Below are 22,133 nucleotides of genomic sequence, written 5' to 3'. Positions count from 1 at the left end.
CCTGGACTGACGGCCTGTCCTCAGATTGCTTCAAGCTTGGCGTAGCCCACCATCAACCATTTGCTGCCTTCGGCAAAGTTGACCTGTACACGAGCCTGGGCCCCGGAGCCTTCGAAGTTCAGGATGACCCCTTCACCGAAAACGGAGTGCTGCACGCGCTGGCCGAGGTTGAATGCGGTTTCGGGGATATCCGCATTGGCAAACAGGTGGCTGTTGAGGGCTGTCTTCGGAGTGCCGAACGGGCGGCTGACACTGTTTGACAAACGTACTTCCTGCACCAGACCAGCCGGAATCTCGCGTACGAAGCGAGACACCTTGTTGTAGGTCTCACTACCGTAGAGCCGTCTTGTCTCGGCATACGTCATGACCAACTGACGCATGGCGCGGGTAATGCCCACGTAGGCCAGGCGGCGTTCTTCCTCAAGACGACCTGGCTCCTCCAGGCTCATCTTGTGCGGGAACAGTCCTTCCTCCATGCCCACCAGGAACACGTAGGGGAACTCCAGACCTTTGGCACTGTGCAAGGTCATCAGCTGCACACTGTCCTCGTGCTCGTCAGCTTGCGTGTCGCCGGCTTCGAGCGAGGCGTGACCAAGGAAGGCGGACAGTGGGGAGAGGTCGGCGTCCTCTTCGGTCGATTCGAAGTTGCGCGCTGCGCTAACCAGTTCCTCAAGGTTTTCCACCCGTGCCTGACCCTTTTCACCTTTTTCTTCCTGGTGATAGATGATCAGCCCGGACTGTTCGATGGTGGTCTGCGTCATGGTATGCAGCGGCATGTCTTCGACCTTGGCCGCAAGCCCGTCAATCAGCTCGATGAACGCACCCAGCGCGCTGGCAGCCCGGCCCTTGAGCGCTTTTGCGGCGATGAGCTGGCACATCGCCTGCCACATCGAGACCTGGCTGTGACGTGCATGCTCGCGAATGGCCTCGACGGTTTTCTCGCCAATGCCGCGCGGCGGCACGTTGATCACGCGTTCCAGCGCCGCATCGTTGCCGCGACCTTCAATCAGGCGCAGGTAGGCCATTGCATTCTTGATCTCTGCACGCTCGAAGAAGCGCTGGCCACCATAGATACGGTAGGGAATCCGCTCGCGCAGCAAGGCTTCCTCGAGCACCCGTGACTGGGCGTTCGAGCGATACAGAATAGCGATTTCGTCACGCGCGTTGCCTTGCTTGATCAGGCTTTCAATGGTCTCGACCACATAGCGTGCTTCGTCGTGTTCGTTGTAGGCGGCGTACAGCGTAATGGGTTCACCTTCACCCATGTCAGTCCACAATTCCTTGCCCAGGCGCCCGCTGTTATTGGCAATCAGGGCGTTGGCAGCCTTGAGGATGCCCCCGGTGGAGCGGTAGTTCTGCTCCAGGCGGATCAACTCGGCATCTGGGAAGTCGGCCGTGTACTGGTGGATGTTCTCGATCTTGGCGCCGCGCCAGCCGTAAATCGACTGATCGTCGTCCCCCACCGCCATCAGGCTGTCGCCACCACGGGCCAGCAGACGCAGCCAGGCGTACTGCACGGCGTTGGTATCCTGGAACTCATCGACCAGCACGTGACGGAAGCGGCGTTGGTAGTGGGCCAACAGGCCTGGGTGATCGCGCCACAAATCCAGGGCGCGCAGCAGCAACTCGGAAAAATCGATGACACCGGCGCGCTCGCAGGCCTGCTCGTACGCGGTGTAGACATCGCGCATGGTGGTCAGGAACAGGTCGCCACCTGGCTGAATGTGCTGCGGGCGCAGGCCTTCGTCTTTCTGGCCGTTGATGAACCATTGGGCCTGGCGTGCCGGCCACTTCTGTTCGTCCAGCCCCAGCTCGCGCATCACCCGTTTAACCAGGCGCTGCTGATCGTCGCTGTCGAGAATCTGGAAGTTCTGCACTAGCCCCGCTTCCTGCCAGTGGGCACGCAACAGCCGATGCGCCAGACCGTGGAATGTCCCCACCCACATCCCTGCAGGGTTGATGCCCAACAATTGCTCGATCCGGTGGCGCATTTCAGCAGCAGCCTTGTTGGTGAAGGTCACCGACAGGATCGAGTGCGGGGATGCCTGCTCCACCTGGATTAGCCAGGCGATGCGATGCACCAGCACACGGGTTTTACCGGAACCGGCGCCAGCAAGCACCAGTTGACGCCCGACCGAAGCCGCTACAGCCTGGCGTTGGGCATCATTGAGGGAATTCAGCAGGAGGGAAAGGTCATCTGTGCTCATCTCGCCATTCTAGGGGGACGCTGAGCCAGGGGCAAACATCTACTGTATGAATATTCACCTTAGGCCCCTGCCGTTCATCGCGACAAGGGCGCCTGGGTCACACCAGGGCGCCATCTTTGGCGCACTGGCTGGCTACATCAGTCGAGCGCCTGGAGGTCTTCGATTGCGATGCGCAGGCTGCCATCTGCATGGATGATCTCCAGCATCTTGAAAACACACGGCCCTTCACGCAGGTATTCGACAGTCTTCTCGGTCAATACAGCATTGGCGATGACCCCAGTGTCCACCAGCTTGAGTTGCAGAACCTCCCAGCCGCCCCGGTGGCGAATTGCCGGCTCGACTAGTACCGGCTCGAACGCCGGACTTGGCACGGTGACGACACCGTGAACCCGGAAGGATTTCTGACCGCCTGCGGTCTGGTTGTAAGCAACGAAGTCTTTGAGTGTGCTCATGGGAGCCTCCTTGATGGTGAAAGTAGCGCATATGCGCATCGCTACTGTCTCCGTATCAAAGCTGGGCTACGATTGGGCAACGCTTCACCCGTGCCAGTTTCTGCCATGGCGGGCGAGCAGGCTGTTGGCCTGCTCAGGACCATTGCTCCCGGCAGGGTACGAGCGCGGAGTCTGGAAATGCGCTTCCCAGCCCTTGATGATGGGATCCACCCACGCCCAGGCGGCTTCGACCTCATCGCGTCGCATGAACAGGGTCGAGTCGCCTTCCAGCACGTCCAGCAACAAACGTTCGTAGGCTTCCCAGCGACGTGTCTTGCTGAAGACCTGGGCCAGGTTCAGGTCCAGGTCGACCGGCTCCAGGCGCATGCCCTTGCCGGGGATCTTGGTCATCATGCGCAGGCTGATGCGCTCGTCTGGCTGTAACTGAATCAACAGCTGGTTGACCTGGCCACCCTCGAACAGCGCATGCGGTACAGGTTTGAACTGGATGACGATCTGCGAGGAGCGCCGGGCCATGCGCTTGCCCGTGCGCAAGTAGAAGGGCACGCCAGCCCAGCGCCAGTTGTCGATGTGCACTTCGATGGCGACGAAGGTTTCGGTATCACTGTCGTTATTGACGTCCTTTTCAAAGTAATACGCGCCTACCTCCTGACCGCCGATATATCCGGCCCCGTACTGGCCACGAACAGTTTTCTCCTGGACGTCTTGTCCGGTAATCGGCTGAAGCGCTCGGAGAATTCGCACTTTCTCATCACGCACGGCCTCGGCTTCGAACTGCGCAGGCGGCTCCATGGCCACCAGGCAGAGCAGCTGGAGCAGATGGTTCTGCAGCATGTCGCGCATGGCCCCTGCTCGGTCGTAGTAGCCACCACGGTTCTCCACGCCCAAGGTCTCACCGACACTGATCTGCACGTGATCGACCTGCCCATTGCGCCACACCGGCTCAAGGAGTGCGTTGGCAAAGCGCAAGGCCATAAGGTTCTGGACGGCTTCCTTGCCCAAGTAGTGATCGATACGGAACACCTGCCGCTCTTCGAACACCGCTCCGATCGCTTCATTGATGGCAGTGGCCGACAACAAGGAGTGCCCGATCGGTTTCTCGAGCACAATACGCGCTTCGCTGTCGGCCAGCCCTGCGGTATGCAAATGGCTGGCAATGGGCGCGAACAGCGAAGGCGCGGTGGCGAGATAGAACACGCGCATCAAGCCCCCGGGCTCGCCCAGGTAGCGTGCCAGCCGAACGAAATCAGCACTCTGGGTCGCATCCATCGCGAAGTAGTCGACCCGGGCACAAAAGCGTCGCCAGATGTCTTCGTCAAAGTCGCGAAGAGCGATCTGTGCCCGGCAATGCCGCTCTGCAAGCTTGAGGTAGTCACTGCGCGGCAGAGGGCGCCGAGCCAGGGCGATTACCCGCACGGCAGGGTCGAGGCGATTGTCACGAAACAAGTGGTAGAGCGCGGGCAGCAACTTGTGCAGGGCCAGGTCGCCCGTGCCGCCAAAGACCAGAATGTCGCAAGGAATAGTCAAACCACCACGCTCCACGTTCGTTTAACTGGGCGGGTTGCCGTCCATGTAGTATAACTACAAGAAAGCTACAACCCGGCCAGCCGATCATAACCGAGTCCAGCCCGTGAATCTGTTGCAACATATCGCCCAATCGCGCCACCTGCTGCGCAAATCGGAACTGAAAGTGGCCGATCACGTGCTGCTGGACCCGGCCGCCGTCATGCACAGTTCGATGGCTGACCTGGCACATAGCGTCGGTATCAGTGAACCGACCATCGTTCGTTTCTGCAGGGCTATCGGGTGCTCGGGGTTTCAAGACCTGAAGTTGAAACTGGCGCAGAGCCTGGCCGCCGGGGCTAGTTTTGGTCAGTTTGCTATTCATGAAGACGACTCCGTCGCCGATTACAGCCTCAAGATCTTCGACACGACCCTGCATACCTTGATGGAGGTGCGCGAGCACCTTGACCCACAGGCGCTTCAGCAGGCCGTCAGCGCCATGGCGCAGGCGCAGCGTGTGGAGTTCTATGGTTTCGGCGCGTCCGGGGCCGTGGCAGCCGATGCCCAGCACAAGTTCTTCCGTTTGCTGCTCAGCGCGGCGGCGTACTCTGACCCGCACATGCAGGCGATGTCCGCCGTGACGCTCAAGCCTGGCGACGTAGCGGTGTGCATTTCGCAATCAGGCCGCTCGAAGGACTTGCTGATCACGGCCAACCTGGTCCGTGAAAGCGGCGCCAACCTGATCACGTTGTGCCCCAGCCAGACCCCGCTGGCCGAGCTGTCCACGGTCAACCTGGCCATCGACGTTCATGAAGACACCGAGATCTATACGCCTCTGACCTCGCGCATTGCTCACCTGGTGGTCATCGACGTGCTGGCCATGGGCGTTGCCATGGCGCGCGGTCCAAGCTTGGTCAATCACCTCAAGAGCGTCAAGCGCAGCCTGCGTAGCCTGCGACTGTCGCCCAAGTCGATCAAAGCCCATGACGACTGAAGCCTGCTTCGGTTCCACGGGACGGCGCCATCATCGTTCACGACGCTGTCATCATCGCGCCTTCAAACGGTAAAACCATCGGGTCATTCTGAGCCTTCCGCATCCTTCCCGGGAATCAGGCAATGGCTCGTGACCACGACGGCATCTACCAACCCAACGCCAAGGCTCGCAAACAGCAGGAAAAGGACCAGCGACGCATGGAGTACCGCCGCGCTATCGAAAGTTACTGTGACCAACGGCAACTCTTGCGTGATGTCGCTGATTATCCTGACTTCGAAGGGCTCACTGCCTGGCAGGCAGCAGCGACGACTGACCCGAAAAACGCTCGACCAATGCGCTGATCAATGACCGCTCGCTGCGTATGAAGGCCTGAAAGGCGAGTGCGACCGGCGATTGTCGCTTGGCCTTGGATTGAACCACGCACCAGCTGCGGTACAGCGGCAACTCCTCGACAGGCAGTTCTACCAGGTTTCCCGTGGCCAGCTCCATGTTCACGGCATGGCGGGTCAACAATGCGATACCCAACCCGGCTATCACGCATTCACGCTGGGCATCGGCCGAAGCCACTTCGAGGGTTTGGGTGAAATGCACGCGCTTTTCCTTGAAATACTCCTCGCAAGCCTTGCGGGTGCCTGAGCCTTGTTCGCGTATCAGCAGCGTATGGGGCTCGAGGTCTTGCAGGCGCAGCCGCGGCAGCCTACACAGGGCATGCTCAGGCGGTGCGACGGCAATGATCGGGTTGTTCAGGAACGGCAGGAAGTCCAGCCCCATGTCCTGCGGCACCATGGACATGATGATCAGGTCATCACGGTTATCGGACAGCCGCCTGATGGCCTGTGCCCGGTTGACTACGGTCAAGGTCAGGTTGACTTCCGGGTGCCGCCGCTTGAATGCCGCGAACAGATGCGGCACGAAATATTTGGCGCTGGACTCGATCGCCAGCTTCAACTGCCCTTGCAATGACCCTTGCATGTCCGACAACTGCATATCCAGGCTCTCCAGCCGCCCGAAGATGTCGTGACTGGCACGTTGCAGCGCTTCGGCGGCTTCCGTGAGGTACAACTTCTTGCCCACGTATTCGAACAACGGCTGGCCAATCAGCTCTTCGAGTTGACGGATCTGTAGACTAACGGCGGGTTGCGTGAGCGCCATCTCTTCGGCCGCGCGGCTATATGAGCGAAGATCACACACCTCATTGAAGACCTGCAATTGACGCAATGTCATACGCATCAACGACTTACGCATTTTGTTCGACTCGTCGGCAATACCTTGTAACTTCACTATAAGCTTTTGCTAATACTGCCCCTAACAAATATTGATTTTTGTTTATCGACCTACAGCGCTAGGGTGAATCTGCGACTGGCCAAACAACAACAGGCCACGCGCCGACCGGTAGAACCGTGTCGACTGTTCATACGGCTTTGGGAAGAATCCAGTGATAAAAAAAATCCTGATCGCCAACCGAGGTGAAATTGCAGTTCGGATCGTGCGCGCTTGCGCCGAAATGGGCATCCGCTCGGTAGCGATCTTTTCCGACGCCGACCGGCATGCGCTGCATGTGAAGCGTGCAGACGAAGCCTACAGCATTGGCGCAGAGCCACTGGCCGGGTATTTGAATCCTCGCAAGTTGGTGAACCTGGCAGTGGAAACGGGCTGCGATGCCTTGCACCCTGGCTATGGCTTTCTCTCGGAAAATGCGGAGTTGGCCGAGATCTGCGCCGAGCGCGGGGTCAAGTTCATCGGGCCTGCTGCCGACGTCATTCGCCGCATGGGCGACAAGACCGAAGCGCGCCGCACCATGATCGCCGCGGGCGTTCCGGTCACCCCAGGCACAGAGGGCAACGTCGCCGACATTCACGAGGCGCTCAGTGAAGGTGATCGTATTGGTTACCCAGTAATGCTCAAGGCGACGTCGGGTGGTGGCGGCCGTGGTATTCGCCGCTGCAACAGTCGCGAAGAGTTGGAGCAGAACTTCCCGCGCGTGATTTCCGAGGCCACCAAGGCATTCGGTTCGGCAGAAGTGTTCCTGGAAAAGTGCATCGTCAACCCTAAGCACATCGAGGCGCAGATTCTCGGCGACAGCTTCGGCAATGTCGTGCACTTGTTTGAGCGCGACTGCTCCATCCAACGCCGTAACCAGAAGCTCATCGAAATTGCACCGAGCCCGCAACTTACCCCAGAGCAACGCGCGTACATCGGCGACTTGGCAGTACGTGCAGCCAAGGCGGTGGGCTACGAGAACGCCGGTACCGTTGAGTTTCTGCTGGCCGATGGCGAAGTGTATTTCATGGAAATGAACACACGCGTGCAGGTCGAGCACACCATCACCGAGGAAATTACCGGTATCGATATCGTGCGTGAGCAGATCCGCATCGCATCGGGCCTGCCCCTGTCGGTGAAGCAGGAAGATATCCAGCACCGTGGTTACGCCCTGCAGTTTCGCATCAATGCCGAAGACCCGAAGAACAACTTCCTGCCCAGCTTTGGCAAGATCACTCGTTATTACGCGCCAGGTGGCCCCGGTGTGCGTACCGATACCGCCATTTACACCGGCTACACCATTCCACCGTTCTACGACTCGATGTGCCTGAAGCTGGTGGTGTGGGCATTGACGTGGGAAGAGGCCATGGATCGCGGCCTGCGGGCCTTGGATGACATGCGTGTACAAGGGGTCAAGACCACTGCGGCGTATTACCAGGAAATCCTGCGTAATCCGGAATTCCGTAGCGGTCAGTTCAATACCAGCTTCGTTGAGACCCACCCGGAACTGACCAACTATTCGATCAAGCGCAAACCCGAAGAGCTGGCCCTGGCCATCGCTGCCGCCATCGCCGCCCACGCAGGCATTTGAATACAGCAGCAAGCTGCCAAACCCAGATTGCCAGCCAGCGCCAACGCGTCTGTGCAGGCCGGCTGAGGCGTGAAGCTTGCCGCGACGAGGAGATAACAATGTCCAAGAAGATTCACGTAACCGATACGATCCTGCGCGACGCCCACCAGTCCCTGCTGGCCACCCGTATGCGCACCGAAGACATGCTGCCGATCTGCGAGAAACTCGACAAGGTCGGTTATTGGTCGCTGGAAGTCTGGGGGGGCGCCACCTTCGATGCCTGCGTGCGCTTTCTGAAGGAAGACCCATGGGAGCGCCTGCGCAAACTGCGTGCCGCACTGCCCAACACGCGCCTGCAAATGCTGCTGCGCGGCCAGAACCTGCTGGGTTACCGTCACTACAGCGACGATGTGGTCAGGGCATTCGTCGCCAAGGCCGCCGTCAATGGCATCGACGTATTCCGCATCTTCGACGCCATGAACGATGTGCGTAACCTGCGTGTGGCCATCGAGGCGGTCAAAGCCTCGGGCAAGCACGCCCAGGGGACCATCGCCTACACCACCAGCCCGGTGCACACCATCGAGGCGTTCGTGAACCAGGCCAAGCAAATGGAGGCCATGGGTTGCGACTCGATCGCCATCAAGGACATGGCCGGCCTGTTGACCCCGTTTGCCACGGGCGAGTTGGTCAAGGCGCTGAAAGCCGAGCAGTCGCTGCCGGTGTTTATCCACTCCCACGACACCGCCGGCCTGGCCGCCATGTGTCAGCTCAAGGCTGTGGAAAACGGCGCCGACCACATCGATACCGCCATCTCCAGCTTCGCCTGGGGCACCAGCCACCCGGGTACCGAGTCGATGGTTGCTGCGCTCAAGGGTAGCGAGTTCGACACCGGCCTGGACCTGGAACTGCTGCAGGAAATCGGCTTGTACTTCTACGCCGTGCGCAAGAAGTACCACCAGTTCGAAAGCGAGTTCACCGCCGTGGATACCCGCGTGCAGGTCAACCAGGTGCCGGGTGGCATGATTTCCAACTTGGCCAACCAGCTGAAAGAGCAGGGCGCGCTCAACCGCATGAACGAAGTGCTGGCAGAGATCCCGCGTGTGCGTGAAGACCTCGGCTTCCCGCCGCTGGTGACGCCGACCTCGCAAATCGTTGGCACCCAGGCGTTCTTCAACGTGCTGGCTGGCGAGCGCTACAAGACCATCACCAACGAAGTGAAGCTGTACCTGCAAGGCGGTTACGGTAAAGCCCCTGGCGTGGTCAACGAGCAGCTGCGCCGCCAGGCGATCGGCAGCGAAGACGTGATCGACGTGCGCCCGGCCGACCTGCTCAAGCCAGAGATGACCAAGCTGCGTGCCGACATCGGTGCCTTGGCCCGTTGCGAAGAGGACGTGCTGACCTTTGCCATGTTCCCGGACATTGGTCGCAAGTTCCTCGAAGAACGCGAAGCCGGCACCCTTACCCCGGAAGCGTTGTTGCCAATTCCGGAGGCTGGCGCCGTTTCTGCGCCAGGCGGTGAAGGCGTCCCGACCGAGTTCGTCATCGACGTGCACGGTGAAACCTACCGCGTCGACATCACTGGCGTTGGTGTGAAAGCCGAAGGCAAGCGCCACTTCTACCTGTCGATCGACGGCATGCCGGAAGAAGTGGTGTTCGAACCCCTTAACGAGTTCGTTGGCGGCGGCGGCAGCAAGCGCAAGCAGGCTAGCGAGCCGGGTCACGTGAGTACCAACATGCCCGGCAACATTGTCGATGTGCTGGTCAAGGAGGGTGACATGGTCAAGGCCGGCCAGGCCGTGCTGATCACCGAAGCCATGAAGATGGAGACAGAAGTGCAGGCGGCCATAGCCGGCAAGGTCGTGGCAATCCACGTGGCCAAGGGCGACCGTGTCACGCCGGGTGAGATCCTGATCGAGATCGAGGGCTGAGTAGACCCTAATCTATAAGCGGTTTACCTCGGGGGAGCGGATGCTCCCCTTTTTCTTTGCTGGATTCACCGGCCTCTTCGCGGGTAACCCGCTCCCATAGGATCGCCGCAGGTTCCGACCTCGAGTTAATCCTGTGGAAGCTGGCTTGCCGGCGATAGGGCCGGTGAAGCCAGCGCAAAAATCAGTCTTTGCGGCAAGCCTCGAGGGTTTCTACTTGGCCCTCTGGCTGTTGATTCTCATCACTCAACCACCGCTCAAACCCGGTAGCCACCTGCGGCCACTCATCATCGGTAATCGAATACCAGGCCGTATCGCGGTTGTGGTCCTTCACCACCAAGTGCTTGCGGAACACCCCTTCGTAGGTGAAACCAAACCGCTCTGCCGCACGCTTGGAGCGAGCGTTGGCGTTGTTGCACTTCCACTCCAGCCGGCGGTTGCCCAGTTCGAAGCTCAGCTTACCTAGCAGGTACACCGCCTCGGTGCCCTTGGGGGTGCGCTGCATGGCGGCGCCGAAGGCGATGTGGCCGATTTCGATGCGGCCGTGGTCGGGCACAATCGACATCAGGCTGAGAATGCCCTGAGCCTGGCCGGTGGTGCGGTCGATGACGGTGTAGAACAGCGGGTCGCGGCCTGCGGCGTTGCCGTCCAGCCAGCGGTCGAAGGCGGCACGCTCGGTGAACGGGCCATAAGGCAGGTAGTCCCATAGCACCGGGTCGGCGGTTGGGCCCTGCAGCACTTCCCAGAGGTCGTCGCCATGGCGCGCAGGGTGGAGCTTTTCCAGGCGGATGAAGCGGCCCTCGATGGGCTCGGCCTGGGGCGTTGCGGCGGGTTTCCAGTTCAATGCGTCTGTCATGTTCAGCCTACAAGCCTTTGCGAAATTGGATAAAGCCCGAGCGCTCGGCAACCTGCTGATACAGGCTGACGGCGGTGGCGTTGGTTTCGTGGGTCAGCCAGTGCACCTTAATGCAGTTATCGCCCTTGGCTGTGGTGTAGACGTGCTCGATCAGCTGGCGACCAACGCCCAGACCACGCTGCGCGCTGTCGACGTACAGGTCCTGTAGGTAGCAGGAGTTCTCGATGCTCCAGTTGGAACGATGGTAGATGAAGTTGACCATCCCCACCGCCTTGCCATCCACCCAGGCCAGTGCCGAATGGGTCGGCTCACTCGGGTCGAGCAGGCGCTGCCAGGTGCTCAGGCTGACGTCATCTGCCAACTCGGTTTCGTAGAAGTGCAGGTAGGCTTGCCACAGGGCGTGCCAGGCGGCGTGATCTTGAGCGGTGACAGGACGCAGGGTAACGCTGGGCATGGGCTATTCCTTCAAAGCTGGCGCATGTGCGCTGCGAGTTGGTTATCCAGTTGATCGGGGCTGGCGGTCAGGCCTTCGCGCACGCCGGCGATGTCTTGTTTGGAGCGGTTCTGGCTGAGCTTGCGCGCACCTTGCAGGCGGGCGATGGGCAGGCGGATACCGACGATGGCGCGGAGCATGCCGTCGAGGTAGTCAGCCGGGGCGTCGGTGACGCTCCATGGCTCGTTGCGGCCTTGTTCGTGGCGCTCGGTCAGGCGGCTGACGATAGTCAGCAACGCTGCTGGGTCTTGGATTATCTCGGCCGGACCATAAGCGTGTACTGCCAGGTAGTTCCAGGTCGGCACGACCTTGGGGTTATCGGCTTTGCTTGGGTAGTACCCGGGGCTGACATAGGCATCGGCGCCGGGGAAGACCAGCAGGGCTTCGCCACCTTGTGCCAGGTCCTCCCATTGGCGGTTGGCCCGTGCCAGGTGCGCATAGACGGTCCCTAGCTTGCCTTCGCCGGTATCGACCAGCACCGGCAGGTGTGTGGCCAACAAGCCTTGTTCTCCTTGGCTGACCAGCACGGCCAGGCGGGTATCGAGCATATGCTGATGCAGGCGGCCGAGGTCGTCTTCCTGGTGAGGTTTGCTGTTGTACATGCTCGGTTTCCTTGTGCAATGGTGCCATCCTAAGCAGGCTATTGGTTCTGGGTAAGAGCCATTACTGCCTGTTTTGATAGGTCCAATACCATGAGCGATAGCCCCCTCGTTTTGCCTTTCGACCCTTCCGGAATTGCCTTGGATCACCGCCGCGGGCTTAGCCAGCAGCTGTACCAGGCGCTGCGAGCGCGGGTGCTGGATGGGCGCCTGAGCAGCGGAACCCGGTTGCCGGCCACCCGTGAGTTGGCCACCATGCTGGGGTTATCACGCAACAGCGTGGTGCGGGCCTATGACCAGTTGTACGCCGAGGGCTACATCGAAAGCCGGGTGGGTGATGGCACTTACGTGAGTCGGCTACCAAAACTATCCACACAAGTATCCACAGGGTTATCCCATGGGTTATCAACAGACTTATCCACATTTCCTGTAAATGATACTGAGGATTTATCCAGCAACCGGCGTTTCAGTGACGCTTTGCAGCGACTGAAAACCAACTACTTGCCGCCGCCAAGAAGCGGTCAGCCCCGTGCTTTTCGCGTCGGTATTCCCGCATTCGACCTGTTCCCGTTTGACGTCTGGGCCAAGCTGCAGGCGGGTTTCTGGCGTCATCCGAGCCCCGCTCAACTGGGTTATGGCGATCCGGCGGGCGAGCCGATGCTGCGCGAACTCATCGCTGCCTACTTGCGACGCTCGCGTGGGCTGAGTTGCATGGCTGAACAAATTGTGATCACCAGTGGTGCACAACAGGCCATCAGCCTTTGTGCACAGTTGCTGTTGCAGCCAGGCGACGGTGTGGCTGTGGAAAACCCGGGCTATCGGGCAGCCGGTCATGCCTTCGCACTGGCGGGTGGCCGGGTGCATGGTGTACCGGTGGATGAAGAGGGGATGGATTGCACTCGGCTAGCGCAATTGGAGGATTGCCGGCTGGCCTACGTGACGCCTGCTCATCAGTACCCGACCGGGGTGACCATGAGCCTGGCGCGTCGCCTGTCACTGCTGGCCTGGGCCGAGCGTAACGACGCCTGGATTATCGAGGACGACTATGACGGTGAGTACCGATACCGTGGCGCGCCCTTGGCCCCGCTTGCAGCGCTCGACCTTCACGGGCGGGTGCTGTATGTCGGCACCTTCGGCAAAATCGCCTTCCCGGCGCTGCGCCTGGGTTACCTGGTGCTACCGCCGCCGCTGGCCCAAGCGTTCAGCCAGGGCAAGGCGTTGGCGGTGCGGCATTCTGAGGTCAGCAGCCAATGCGTGATGGCCGAGTTCATGGCCCGTGGGCACTTTCAGCGGCATATCCGGCGCATGCGCAAGGCGGCGTTGAGCCGGCGCAATGTGCTCAAGGCCGGCTGGCCTATGGATATTCCCGGGTTGGGTGCCATGCCGGCAGTGGCGGCCGGGCTGCATGTGAAGGTAGATGTGGATAACTTTGCGCGTGAGCAGGAACTGGTAGCCAAGGCTGAAGCGGTGGGCGTAGAGGTGACGGCGCTGAGCAGTTTCTGGTTGGCGGACAGCGAGGTGCCTGTGGATAAGCGGGCAGGGCTGGTGCTGGGGTTTGCAGCGGTGCCGGAAGGGGAAATTGCCGATGCCTTGATGAAACTGCGCAAGGCTTGGCGGCCACTTCGCGGTTAAACCCGCTCCAACAGGATCTGCACAGCACTTAAGGTCAGCGCTGTACCTGTGGGAGCGGGTTTACCCGCGAAGCAGGCGACTCAGGTCCCGGACTTGATTCTGGTCCATGCGCGGGTCCGCGCACGCTCCGCATCTCGCGCCAATGGCTTGAGGGTGTACAGCTTGGTCATTGCCTCTGCCGTCGGGTACAGGTTGGGGTTGTTGCGAATCGCTGGGTTCACCTTGTCGGTCGCATCCTTGTTCGGGTTGGGGTACCCGACAAAGTCGCTGATCGGCGCAATCACCTCCGGCCGCAGGAGGTAATTGATGAACTTATAGGCGTCTTCCGGGTTGGCCGCGTTTTTCGGTATCGCCAGCATGTCGAACCAGATCGGTGCGCCTTCCTTGGGCAGGCGCATGTCCACCACGACACCGTTGTTGGCCTCGCGGGCACGGTTGGCAGCCTGCGAGAAGCTGCCGCTGTAGCCCACGGCGACGCAGATATCGCCATTGGCGATGTCTGCCATATACTTCGACGAGTGGAAGTAGGTGATATACGGGCGAATCTTCAGCATCAGCGCCTCGGCCTTCTTGTAGTCGGCCGGTTTGTCACTATTGGGTGGCAAGCCCAGGTGCTGCAGGGCCAGCGGCAGAATCTCCGACGGCGAGTCGAGCAGGGCGACGCCACATTGCTTGAGCTTGGCAATGTTCTCTTCCTTGAAGATCAGGTCCCAGCTGTCCACCGGCGCATTGTCGCCGAGCGCAGCCTTGACCTTGGCCGGGTTGAAGCCGATCAATATGGTGCCGTACATGTACGGCACGGCGAAGCGGTTGCCGGGGTCGTTGGCCTCGATCAGCTTCATCAGGGCCGGGTCCAGGTGTTGCCAGTTCGGCAGCTTGCTGCGATCGAGCGGCTGGAACACGCCGGCCTCGATCTGCTTGGCCAGAAACACGTTGGATGGCACCACCACATCGTAACCAGAGTTGCCGGTCAGCAACTTGGCTTCCAGCGCTTCATTGGTATCGAAGATGTCATACACCAGCTTCACACCGCTGTCCTTCTGGAAGTCAGTCAGCGTCTGCGGGGTAATGTAATCGAACCAGTTGTACACGCGCAGCGTGCGCTGTTCGGCCTGGGCGGGCAGGGTGCTTGTGCACAGTACCGCAGCAACGAGAGGGGCGAGTAGCTGTTTGAGGGTGGCCATTATCGAGCTCCGGGTTGTGCGCGCTGGAAGCCTTCGAGCACGTTGACGGCGTTGATGCCGATTTCTTCCACGGCATAGCCACCTTCCATCACGAACAGGGTGGGCTTGCCGAGCTGCGCGATGCGCTTGCCCATCTCCAGGTAATCAGGGCTGTCGAGCTTGAACTGGGAGATCGGATCGTCCTTGAACGTGTCCACCCCCAGCGATACCACCACGACCTCCGGCTCATACGCGGCGATGCGCTCGCAAGCGTCTTCCAGAGCTGCCCGCCAGGTCGACCAGTCACTGCCTGCCGGTAGCGGATAATTCACGTTGCAGCCCTCGCCGGCACCGGCTCCGGTTTCGTCGGCATAGCCCAGGAAGAAGGGAAACTCATCCTGAGGATCACCGTGAATGGAGGCGAAGAAAACATCGGCGCGGCTATAGAAAATGTCCTGGGTACCATTGCCGTGGTGGTAGTCCACGTCGAGGATGGCCACCTTTGCTCGCCCTTGGTCGAGGAAGGCCTGGGCAGCGATGGCTGCATTGTTCAGGTAGCAGTAGCCCCCCATGACGTCGCCTGCCGCGTGGTGCCCCGGTGGACGACACAATGCGAACGCGGCGTGGGCACCCTGCTCGATGGCCGCTTGCGCCGTGAGCGCGACCTGGGCTGCGCTGTAGGCGGCCTGCCAGGTGCCTGCCGTGATGGGCGCCCCTGCATCGAAACTGTAGTAACCCAGCTCACCGTGCAACCCGGTGGGCTTGACCGCCCGCAACGTGCGAGCAGGCCAGGTATAGGGAAGCAGATCGCCCTCCTGGCCCATGGCTGCCCAGCGCGCCCAGGCGCCTTCGAAGAAGTCGAGGTAGTCGGCACTGTGTACGCGCAGTAACGGCGCACGGCCAAAATCGTCAGGGCCTCTGACCTCACCCAGCTCGCGTTTGCGTACCTGGGCCAGGACGTGATCGGCACGCGAGGGCATTTCGAAGCAAGGCATGAGCTTGCCGTCGATCAGCTCGCAGCGGCCATGGTGCAGACGGTGATCATCGGAATAGATCGTCAGCATTGTTGTTCTCCGGTGGGTACTGGCGTGCATCCATTGTCACGAACGGGGCCGCTTAGCGAGAACGTCCGAATCGGCCAAAAGAGGATAGATATGGCCAACGTCGAACACTTTCATCTTCGCGGCAGTTTCCCTGGGCCTAGCAGCAGGGTCAGCCACGAAACCGAGTCGGCGCCACGCCACTCCAGCGCACAAAGGCATGACGGAAACTGGCCGTCTCGCTGTACCCAAGGGTTTCGGCAATGCGGTGGATCGGCATGTGCCCGTCGGCGAGCAGTTCCTTGGCCCGTTCGAACTTCAACTCATCGAGCAATTGCTGATAGCTGCTGCCCAGCGCCTGCAAATGACGGCGAAGCGTACGGGACGAGCAGTTCATCTGCCGTGCCAGGCCCTCCAGGCCCGGCGCCGCTTCCAGTTGATTGACAAGCAGTTGGCGGACGCGCCCCAGCCATGCCTGCCGGCCGGTGAACTCGAGGTTCAGGCGTCGGCATCGCTCTTTCATGGCCTTGTGGGTGATCGGGTCGGCCAGGGGAAGTGGCGCGTCTAGCCAGTGCCGCTCGAAGGCAAAGGCATTGTCATGGGAGGCGAAGGTGGTCGGGCACTGGAACATGCGCCTGTAGCACGCGTGGTAATCCGGGCGCAGGTGCTCGAAGCGAGCCCCGAGCAGCGGCAGATCGAGGCCTAGCAAGTCGTCGCAGATGACCTTCAACGACACCATGCAGAATTCGGCGTTGAAAGCGCTGAGCGCAGGGCTGTCCCGATAATCGCTGGCGCTGAGCCAGACACTGTGGCCGTCGTCGACCAGACGCAAGGTAAAAACTGTTCCCAGCAGTGCCGGATACTCCAAGGCCAGGCTCAGGGCGTCACCCAAAGTGGCACTGGACAGCAGGGCGTACCCCAGCATGCCGTAGGAAGACACGCGCATGCGCTGGCCCAACTCCAGGCCAATATCCTCCCGACGTGCCACGGCATTGGCACAGACCTGCAGTTCCTGCTGGGTCGTGATGCGTGCATCGGCATGGCCAAGGTCCGCTGGGCCTATGCCGCTCCCGGCCAGCAGTTCCGAGGCTTCGCAGCCTTGAGCCTGGAAGACGTTGAGAATCAGCGAAACCGCGTTGAGGGTGGTCAGGTGGCTGTGCAGCATGCTGGGTGGTCCCGTAGGTCTGGGACGCATTACCGAGCAAGTTGTATGCCGAGTGCCGTCAATGCCTGCCAACCGGCACCGGGCGGGCAAAAAAAAGCCCGAAGCATGCGCCCGGGCTTAGGAAAGGTTGAGAGGTGTCTAGTCCCTCGACCTGGTGAGACGGTTACAACGTGCTGGTCAGGCCTTGAGCGGAACCAGACGCGGGGCAATCATGTTTTCCGGGCGCAGGATGTCGTCGAGCATCGCGTCGTCCAGCAGCTTCTCTTCGCGCACCAGTTCAAGCACACCGCGGCCGGTTTCCAGGGCAACGCGAGCGATACGGGTGGCGTTTTCGTAGCCGATATAAGGGTTCAGGGCAGTGACCAGGCCAATCGAATGCTCGACCAGTTCACGGCAGCGCTGTTCGTTGGCGGTGATGCCGACGATGCAATGCTCGCGCAGCATGTCCATGGCGCGTTGCAGCAGGCGAATCGAGTCGAAGATCTTGTAGGCGATCAACGGCTCCATCACGTTCAACTGAAGCTGGCCGCCTTCGGCCGCGACGGTCAGGGCCAGGTCGTTGCCCATGATGGCGAAGGCCACTTGGTTCACGGCTTCAGGAATCACCGGGTTTACCTTGCCTGGCATGATCGAGCTGCCTGGCTGACGAGCCGGCAGGTTGATCTCGTTGATGCCGGTACGCGGGCCGCTGGACAGCAGGCGCAGGTCGTTGCAGATCTTCGACAACTTGACCGCGGTGCGCTTGAGCATGCCGGAGAACAGTACGAAGGCGCCCATGTCGGAGGTGGCTTCGATCAGGTCGGCAGCCGGTACCAGTGGCTGGCCACTGATGGTTGCCAGACGCTGTACGGCCAGAGCTTGGTAGCCCGGGTCGGCGTTGATGCCGGTGCCAATCGCGGTGCCACCCAGGTTGATCTCGGTGAGCAGCTCAGGTGCCAGCGAGCGCAGACGGTTGAGGTCTTCGGTCATGGTGGTGGCAAAGGCGCGGAATTCCTGGCCCAGAGTCATCGGCACGGCGTCCTGCAGCTGGGTACGACCCATCTTCAGTACGTGGTCGAACTCTTTACCTTTGGCAGCAAAGGCCTGGATCAGGCTGTCGAGGCTGGCCAGCAGGGCGTCGTGGCCCAGCAGCAAGCCCAGGCGAATAGCGGTGGGGTAGGCGTCGTTGGTCGACTGCGCCATGTTCACATCGTTGTTGGGGTGCAGGTACTGGTATTCACCCTTCTGGTGACCCATGGCCTCCAACGCAACGTTGGCGATGACTTCGTTGGCGTTCATATTGGTGGAGGTACCGGCACCCCCTTGAATCATGTCGACCACGAACTGCTCGTGGTAGTCGCCCTTGATCAGACGGGCGCAGGCTGCACTGATGGCAGCGTGCTTTGCATCGCTCAGGTGGCCCAGCTCACGGTTGGCATCGGCAGCCGCCTGCTTGACCATGGCCAAGGCCACGACCAGCTTGGGGTAGTGCGACAGGGGGACGCCAGAGAGGTGGAAGTTGTTGGCAGCGCGCAGGGTCTGGATGCCGTAGTAGGCATCGGCAGGAACTTCAAGGGTGCCCAACAGATCTTTTTCGACGCGGAACGATGCAGCAGCGGACATGATAAATATCATCTCGAGTTTGACCCGGCACATGCCGGAATGGCGCCAATCCTAGGCCCTAAGGTGTTTTTGCGGCCAATGCTGTTGCACGCTAACCTATGCACAAACGGCATAGTGATAGATGTGACGCCGATTGATTTTCGAGCGTGTTCCATTTTGGTGCACGGCAGGGGAGCGGCCCAATGAACCTTGAAAGCAAATGGCTGGAGGACTTTAGTGCCCTGGCCTCAACCCGCAGTTTTTCCCAGGCGGCGGAGCGGCGCTTCGTGACGCAGCCGGCCTTCAGCCGCCGGATTCGTAGCCTGGAGGCAGCCTTGGGGCTTACCCTGGTCAACCGTTCCCGCACCCCTATCGAGCTGACAGAGGCGGGCCAGCTGTTTTTGGTAACAGCCCGTACGGTTGTCGACCAACTGAGCGAAATTCTTCGCCATTTGCATCATCTCGAGGGTGGCCAGGGCGAAGTGATTCAAGTGGCGGCCGCGCACTCGCTCGCGTCGGGCTTCTTCCCGCGCTGGGTGGCCCAGCTGCGCAACGATGGGCTGAACATCGCCACCCGGCTTGTTGCCACCAACGTCGGCGATGCAGTGCATGCCTTGAGGGAAGGCGGCTGCGACCTGATGCTAGCGTTCTACGACCCTGATGCAGCCTTGCAGATGGACGCCGAAATCTTTCCCTCGCTGCACATGGGCACCACCGAGATGTTGCCCGTTTGTGCCGTGGATGCCGCAGGCAAACCGTTGTTCACCCTGGAGGGTGAAACCAGCGTGCCATTGTTGGCCTACAGCGCCGGCGCCTTCCTTGGCCGTTCGGTGAACCTGCTGCTGCGCCAGCGCAATCTGCGCTACACCACCGTCTATGAAACCGCCATGGCTGACAGCCTCAAGAGCATGGCCCTGGAGGGGATGGGGGTGGCATGGGTACCGCGACTGTCCATGCGCGGTGAACTGGAGCGTGGGGAACTTGCGATCTGCGGTGGCAGCCAGTGGCACGTGCCGCTGGAAATTCGCCTGTATCGCTGCGCCTTGGTCCGCAAGGCCAACGTGCGCTTGCTGTGGCGCAAACTGGAGTCGACCAGCGTCCAAGGCGAGGCATCATTTTGAATTGTATTTCAGATAATCCGCGATGGTTGCGCGGTTCTTGTCGCTGTAGCGATAGCAGTTCGAGCGAGCGGTTACCCGTGGGTGAGTGTAGGTTTCGCATACCCAGCCGTTGAACTTAAGTTCGGCATCTTCGTGGGTAGCGCCCAGCATGTGGCCGATTTCATGGGCGGGAGCGCCATACGCGGCGATTGATGAGATAGCCGTGTTCTGCTTCGTGTAGGCAAGTCCAGCGGTGTAGTTCCAACCGCTTCGATCGTAACTGTCGCGGGTTAGCAGCAGGTGTTTGTCCACGAATGAAAAAGGGCTATGCCGCGTTTTTTCATGGATGCCGTCGGTAAACACTTCCAGTATTTGCGACGATGGCATGCCTGCATACGCAATATCGGTGATAAGAGGTACGTTTCGCTGAAAGATCACTTCAATGGGGTGATCGGTAAAACGGCGCATTTCCTTAAGCCAATGCTCAAAGTAGTCGTTGTGCAGTTGAGCGTCCTGCATGTCGGCCAAGTCGTCATGAATATAGACGTTGACGGTCAGTGAACGGGCTGCCGAAGCGTTCAATGCCTGCACACTGAACAGAAGGGCAAGCGAGATCGTTGAGAGGCGTGGAATAGTCATGTGCACCTGCCTGGGTCATTGATTGAAGGCCCTAGCATTCAGCGTGCAGCGCCCAGGCAGCAGCGGGAAAAACTTGTCCCGCGAGACAGCTTGCCCTTTGATCCGGCATGTGCTTATGGGGGTGGGCGCTCCCTTCATGAATACGCTACAATCCTGCGCCTTCGGCCGACCTGGTCGATTCATAATCCGTATGACAAGCCACGCCGGTCCACCTGCGTGGCTTGTTGCTTTTAGCGCGCCAGAAGGCGCTTGCAGGAGAGGCTCGACGATGAGTGCACTGGTTGGCGTGATCATGGGCTCCAAGTCCGATTGGTCCACCCTTAGCCACACCGCCGATATGCTGGAAAGACTCGGCATTCCCTACGAGGTGAAGGTGGTTTCCGCCCACCGTACGCCGGATCTGCTGTTCCAGTACGCCGAAGAAGCTGACGGCCGGGGCATCGAGGTGATCATCGCCGGTGCCGGTGGTGCGGCCCACTTGCCTGGCATGTGCGCGGCCAAGACCCACCTGCCGGTGCTGGGCGTGCCCGTGCAGTCGTCGATGCTTTCAGGTGTTGATTCGCTGCTGTCGATCGTGCAGATGCCGGCCGGCGTGCCGGTTGCCACGCTGGCCATCGGCCGCGCGGGCGCGATCAATGCCGCGCTGTTGTCGGCCAGCATCCTCGGCGCCAAGCACCCTCAGTACCACGCGGCGTTGAAGCAGTTCCGCACGGAACAGACCGACACCGTGCTGGATAACCCAGATCCGCGTCAGGCTTGAGGTTCAATCCATGAAAATCGGTGTAATCGGAGGCGGCCAGCTGGGTCGCATGCTAGCACTGGCGGGTACTCCGCTGGGCATGAACTTCGCCTTCCTCGACCCGGCGCCTGATGCCTGTGCCGCCTCTCTGGGCGAGCACCTGCGCGCAGGCTATAGCGACCAGGAGCAGCTGCGCCAGCTGGCCGACCAGGTTGACCTGGTTACCTTCGAGTTCGAGAGCATTCCGGCCGAGACCGTGGCTTTTCTTTCGCAGTTCGTGCCGGTGTACCCAAGTGCCGAGGCCCTGCGCATCGCCCGCGACCGTTTGTTCGAGAAAAGCATGTTCCGTGACCTGGGGATCCCCACCCCTGCGTTCGCCGACATCCTGTCGCAGGCAGACCTAGACGCCGCAGTGGCGAGCATCGGTCTGCCAGCGGTGCTCAAGACCCGGACGTTGGGCTACGACGGCAAGGGCCAGAAAGTCCTGCGCACCGCGCAGGACGTGGTAGGCACCTTTGCCGAACTGGGCAACGTGCCGTGCCTGCTCGAAGGCTTCGTACCCTTTACCGGTGAAGTATCGCTGGTCGCTGTCCGGGCCCGCGATGGCGAAACACGGTTCTACCCGCTGGTGCACAACACGCACGACAGCGGCATCCTGCACCTGTCGGTCGCCAGTCAGGCGCACCCGCTGCAAGCGCTGGCTGAAGACTACGTCGGTCGCGTGTTGCAACAACTCGATTATGTCGGGGTCATGGCGTTCGAATTCTTCGAGGTCGACGGCGGGCTCAAGGCCAATGAAATTGCACCGCGCGTGCACAACTCCGGGCACTGGACCATCGAAGGCGCCGAGTGCAGCCAGTTCGAAAACCACGTGCGTGCCATCGCCGGTTTGCCATTGGGTTCCACGGCCAAGGTCGGCGAGAGCGCCATGCTCAACTTCATCGGTGAAGTTCCCCCAGTGGAGCAGGTCGTGGCCATCGACGACTGCCACCTGCACCACTATGGCAAGGCGTTCAAGGCCGGGCGCAAGGTCGGACATGCCACATTGCGGTGCCAGGACATGGCCACGCTCGAGCACAAGATTGCGCAAGTGCAGGCGCTGATCGGCAACTGATCGAGCGTCAATTCGAACTTCTGCATCCGGCGGGCCCTCTGAAGTGGCAACACGCCAAAGCGCAGCCTAGGCTTTGGCGTGTTCCATCTTTACTGCAAGGG

At 60.6% G+C, this 22,133-nt stretch carries 20 protein-coding genes; 8 read left to right on the top strand and 12 right to left on the bottom strand.

Annotated elements, in window-relative coordinates; all coding sequences use genetic code 11:
- Nucleotides 1-20 precede the first annotated feature (20 nt).
- The 3 genes from uvrD to zwf form a co-directional block, all read right to left on the bottom strand.
- Nucleotides 21-2,207, bottom strand: coding sequence for a DNA helicase II (gene uvrD, locus ACF8E5_RS13820; RefSeq protein WP_058638787.1), 2,187 nt, complete (start codon nucleotides 2,205-2,207; stop codon nucleotides 21-23).
- A 137-nt stretch (nucleotides 2,208-2,344) separates the two neighbouring features.
- Nucleotides 2,345-2,659, bottom strand: a complete 315-nt coding sequence (locus ACF8E5_RS13815) for a hypothetical protein (RefSeq protein ID WP_058638788.1) — start codon at nucleotides 2,657-2,659, stop codon at nucleotides 2,345-2,347.
- 84 nt (nucleotides 2,660-2,743) lie between these two features.
- Nucleotides 2,744-4,186, bottom strand: a complete 1,443-nt coding sequence (zwf, locus tag ACF8E5_RS13810; protein WP_058638800.1) for a glucose-6-phosphate dehydrogenase — start codon at nucleotides 4,184-4,186, stop codon at nucleotides 2,744-2,746.
- Between the two features lie 103 nt (nucleotides 4,187-4,289).
- On the opposite strand from zwf, the gene hexR reads away from it, so the two are divergent.
- Together hexR and ACF8E5_RS13800 are read left to right on the top strand one after the other, a co-directional pair.
- A complete protein-coding gene (hexR, locus tag ACF8E5_RS13805; protein ID WP_023532857.1) occupies nucleotides 4,290-5,156 on the top strand; it encodes a transcriptional regulator HexR in 867 nt (288 codons plus the stop codon).
- A 122-nt stretch (nucleotides 5,157-5,278) separates the two neighbouring features.
- On the top strand, nucleotides 5,279-5,497 hold the full coding sequence (locus ACF8E5_RS13800) for a PA3496 family putative envelope integrity protein (RefSeq protein WP_078479366.1): 219 nt from the start codon (nucleotides 5,279-5,281) through the stop codon (nucleotides 5,495-5,497).
- Here ACF8E5_RS13800 and ACF8E5_RS13795 read toward each other — a convergent pair.
- The gene (locus tag ACF8E5_RS13795; protein ID WP_058638789.1) at nucleotides 5,439-6,401 is read right to left on the bottom strand and encodes a LysR family transcriptional regulator; all 963 of its coding nucleotides are present in this window, start codon (nucleotides 6,399-6,401) and stop codon (nucleotides 5,439-5,441) included. The two genes, ACF8E5_RS13800 and ACF8E5_RS13795, sit on opposite strands and share 59 nt — an antisense overlap.
- A 190-nt stretch (nucleotides 6,402-6,591) precedes the next feature.
- Here ACF8E5_RS13795 and ACF8E5_RS13790 point away from each other — a divergent pair, with 190 nt between their 5' ends.
- Nucleotides 6,592-8,007: an acetyl-CoA carboxylase biotin carboxylase subunit gene (locus ACF8E5_RS13790; RefSeq protein ID WP_196185258.1), complete on the top strand. Its 1,416-nt coding sequence runs from the start codon at nucleotides 6,592-6,594 to the stop codon at nucleotides 8,005-8,007.
- Nucleotides 8,008-8,105: 98 nt separating this feature from the next.
- Complete coding sequence (gene oadA / locus ACF8E5_RS13785; RefSeq protein WP_392475400.1) at nucleotides 8,106-9,914, top strand: sodium-extruding oxaloacetate decarboxylase subunit alpha; 1,809 nt, start codon at nucleotides 8,106-8,108, stop codon at nucleotides 9,912-9,914.
- A 181-nt stretch (nucleotides 9,915-10,095) separates the two neighbouring features.
- On the opposite strand, the gene ACF8E5_RS13780 is transcribed toward oadA, so the two are convergent.
- Genes ACF8E5_RS13780 through ACF8E5_RS13770 form a run of 3 tightly spaced genes read right to left on the bottom strand, consistent with a single transcriptional unit; the run spans nucleotide 10,096 to nucleotide 11,862 of the window.
- Nucleotides 10,096-10,767, bottom strand: coding sequence for a GNAT family N-acetyltransferase (locus tag ACF8E5_RS13780; protein WP_392475399.1), 672 nt, complete (start codon nucleotides 10,765-10,767; stop codon nucleotides 10,096-10,098).
- Between the two features lie 7 nt (nucleotides 10,768-10,774).
- Complete coding sequence (locus tag ACF8E5_RS13775; RefSeq protein ID WP_058638792.1) at nucleotides 10,775-11,221, bottom strand: GNAT family N-acetyltransferase; 447 nt, start codon at nucleotides 11,219-11,221, stop codon at nucleotides 10,775-10,777.
- An 11-nt stretch (nucleotides 11,222-11,232) separates the two neighbouring features.
- Nucleotides 11,233-11,862, bottom strand: a complete 630-nt coding sequence (locus ACF8E5_RS13770) for an FMN-binding negative transcriptional regulator (protein ID WP_078479364.1) — start codon at nucleotides 11,860-11,862, stop codon at nucleotides 11,233-11,235.
- A 90-nt stretch (nucleotides 11,863-11,952) separates the two neighbouring features.
- On the opposite strand from ACF8E5_RS13770, the gene ACF8E5_RS13765 reads away from it, so the two are divergent.
- Nucleotides 11,953-13,491: a PLP-dependent aminotransferase family protein gene (locus tag ACF8E5_RS13765; RefSeq protein WP_392475398.1), complete on the top strand. Its 1,539-nt coding sequence runs from the start codon at nucleotides 11,953-11,955 to the stop codon at nucleotides 13,489-13,491.
- A gap of 80 nt (nucleotides 13,492-13,571) precedes the next feature.
- Here ACF8E5_RS13765 and ACF8E5_RS13760 read toward each other — a convergent pair whose 3' ends face one another.
- The 4 genes from ACF8E5_RS13760 to aspA all read right to left on the bottom strand — a co-directional run bounded on the left by ACF8E5_RS13760 (nucleotide 13,572) and on the right by aspA (nucleotide 18,461).
- Nucleotides 13,572-14,675, bottom strand: coding sequence for a polyamine ABC transporter substrate-binding protein (locus ACF8E5_RS13760; protein WP_392475397.1), 1,104 nt, complete (start codon nucleotides 14,673-14,675; stop codon nucleotides 13,572-13,574).
- Nucleotides 14,675-15,718 carry a histone deacetylase family protein gene (locus ACF8E5_RS13755; protein WP_058602743.1) on the bottom strand — a complete coding sequence of 348 codons (1,044 nt, stop codon included), beginning with the start codon at nucleotides 15,716-15,718 and terminating at the stop codon, nucleotides 14,675-14,677. The genes ACF8E5_RS13760 and ACF8E5_RS13755 overlap by 1 nt, the downstream gene beginning before the upstream one ends.
- 148 nt (nucleotides 15,719-15,866) lie before the next feature.
- Nucleotides 15,867-16,859 (bottom strand): AraC family transcriptional regulator, encoded by a 993-nt coding sequence (locus tag ACF8E5_RS13750; RefSeq protein ID WP_058638803.1) that lies wholly within the window; start codon nucleotides 16,857-16,859, stop codon nucleotides 15,867-15,869.
- 177 nt (nucleotides 16,860-17,036) lie between these two features.
- Nucleotides 17,037-18,461: an aspartate ammonia-lyase gene (aspA, locus tag ACF8E5_RS13745; RefSeq protein WP_058602745.1), complete on the bottom strand. Its 1,425-nt coding sequence runs from the start codon at nucleotides 18,459-18,461 to the stop codon at nucleotides 17,037-17,039.
- 182 nt (nucleotides 18,462-18,643) lie between these two features.
- On the opposite strand from aspA, the gene ACF8E5_RS13740 reads away from it, so the two are divergent.
- On the top strand, nucleotides 18,644-19,561 hold the full coding sequence (locus ACF8E5_RS13740) for a LysR substrate-binding domain-containing protein (protein ID WP_058638804.1): 918 nt from the start codon (nucleotides 18,644-18,646) through the stop codon (nucleotides 19,559-19,561).
- Here ACF8E5_RS13740 and ACF8E5_RS13735 read toward each other — a convergent pair.
- On the bottom strand, nucleotides 19,553-20,179 hold the full coding sequence (locus tag ACF8E5_RS13735) for a hypothetical protein (protein WP_196185254.1): 627 nt from the start codon (nucleotides 20,177-20,179) through the stop codon (nucleotides 19,553-19,555). The two genes, ACF8E5_RS13740 and ACF8E5_RS13735, sit on opposite strands and share 9 nt — an antisense overlap.
- A 268-nt stretch (nucleotides 20,180-20,447) precedes the next feature.
- Here ACF8E5_RS13735 and purE point away from each other — a divergent pair, with 268 nt between their 5' ends.
- Both purE and ACF8E5_RS13725 read left to right on the top strand, forming a co-directional pair.
- The gene (gene purE / locus ACF8E5_RS13730; protein ID WP_058638806.1) at nucleotides 20,448-20,939 is read left to right on the top strand and encodes a 5-(carboxyamino)imidazole ribonucleotide mutase; all 492 of its coding nucleotides are present in this window, start codon (nucleotides 20,448-20,450) and stop codon (nucleotides 20,937-20,939) included.
- Nucleotides 20,940-20,949: 10 nt separating this feature from the next.
- Nucleotides 20,950-22,032 carry a 5-(carboxyamino)imidazole ribonucleotide synthase gene (locus ACF8E5_RS13725; RefSeq protein ID WP_392475396.1) on the top strand — a complete coding sequence of 361 codons (1,083 nt, stop codon included), beginning with the start codon at nucleotides 20,950-20,952 and terminating at the stop codon, nucleotides 22,030-22,032.
- Nucleotides 22,033-22,133 lie beyond the last annotated feature (101 nt).

Source organism: Pseudomonas sp. WSY_20, assembly GCF_043104335.1.
In the GTDB taxonomy this organism is placed as follows: Bacteria; Pseudomonadota; Gammaproteobacteria; order Pseudomonadales; family Pseudomonadaceae; genus Aquipseudomonas; species Aquipseudomonas parafulva_B.
Note: the sequence above shows the minus strand (reverse complement) of the source record. Positions and strands in the feature narration are given on the sequence as shown.